We start from the raw sequence: 1,351 nt of genomic DNA, 5'->3' as shown, positions 1-1,351 counted from the left end.
CTGAGGTATCCCCACGTTTTCCCTAGCTGGATCAGCAAGTTATGCCACTGATCCAGTGGAAACAAGTGCGCGCATGGCGCAGTCTCCAAGGTGACTAAGCCATAGAAGGACTGACGACCATGCGCGCCAGTGAAGTATTGCAGAGGTGTCTTGCCGATGCATTTGCGCCCATGCATGCCTTGCGCCAACGGGTGTTGTTGAAGGCCGTGGAAGCGCTGACCTCAGGCTGGCGGTTGACGCTGATCGACCTAGCGCGTTGCTGGCCCGGTGCCGAACGCGTGCGTGCACCGCTCAAGGCGCTGGATCGCTTGCTGAGCAACCATCATCTCCACGCCGAGTGCTTATCACTGCATGCAGCGATGGCGCGCTGGCTGCTGCGCAGCCCGCGTCCTTTGATCGTGATTGACTGGAGCGATCTGAAGGCCGATAAATCGTGGTGTCTGCTGCGTGCCGCTGTGCCAGTGGGTGGGCGGACGCTGACCCTGTTGGATCGCGTTTACCCCGGTCGCGAACAGGGCTCACCACGTGCTGAGCGCCAGTTCCTGAAGCAATTGCAGGCGTTGATGCCAGGCGGCGTCCGTCCGATCCTGATCACCGACGCTGGCTTCCGCACGCCTTGGTTCAGGGCGGTGCAAGCAATTGGATGGAGCTGGGTTGGACGCCTGCGCGGGACCACGCTGGTCAAGCCTGTCGAGGTGAAAGATCAGCCCGACCAGTGGGTGTCATGCCGCTCCCTCTGGGAGCTGGTGCAACCACAGCCGCGCGAGCTGGACCTGATGCACATCAATCGAAGTGATCCACTGGCCTGTAGGCTGGTGGTGCATGGCAAATCACCGCGTGGCCGCAAACACTACAACCGACGCTGCCGCAGCGAAGTTGCACGCAGCTCGCACAGCCGCAAGGCTGCTGCGAGCGAACGCGAACCCTGGTTGATTATTGCCTCGCCAGATCTTGTCGAGGCCAACGCACGTCAATTGATCGGTCTGTATGCACGGCGCATGCAGATCGAAGGCAGCTTCCGTGATCTCAAGTCGCATCGCTACGGCGCAGCCTTCGAAGACAGCCTGACCCGCCAAGGGCCGCGCCTGAGCATCTTGCTGATGCTCAACACACTTGCCAGCTTTGCGTGCTGGTTGGCGGGCATGGCCAGCGAGCAATCCGGTCACGCGGCTTGGCTGTCGCCACGCAAAGCCAAGCGAAAACTCTACTCAACGCTGCGCATCGGACGCGAAGCCCTGCGCAGACGCTGGCCGATGGAGCTCATCAGCCAATGGCTAGCGCGACTACGCACACTGCCCGAACACATTCACAACCAGATGGTCCTGAACTGAAAAACGTGGGGATACCTCAG

1 protein-coding gene is annotated in these 1,351 nt (G+C 60.9%); it reads left to right on the top strand.

Features of this window, described 5'->3' with window-relative positions; translation table 11 throughout:
• Positions 1-119: 119 nt before the first annotated feature.
• On the top strand, positions 120-1,331 hold the full coding sequence (locus GGR61_RS20920; protein ID WP_180313883.1) for an IS4 family transposase: 1,212 nt from the start codon (positions 120-122) through the stop codon (positions 1,329-1,331).
• Positions 1,332-1,351: the final 20 nt, after the last annotated feature.

The organism is Xanthomonas sp. 3058 (assembly GCF_014199765.1).
Taxonomy (GTDB): domain Bacteria; phylum Pseudomonadota; class Gammaproteobacteria; order Xanthomonadales; family Xanthomonadaceae; genus Xanthomonas; species Xanthomonas campestris_B.
Note: the sequence above shows the minus strand (reverse complement) of the source record. Positions and strands in the feature narration are given on the sequence as shown.

What these genes read in the sequence shown, in the direction of transcription:
- GGR61_RS20920 (WP_180313883.1), top strand. Translation starts at nt 120, where the DNA reads ATGCGCGCCAGTGAAGTATTGCAGAGGTGTCTTGCCGATGCATTTGCG.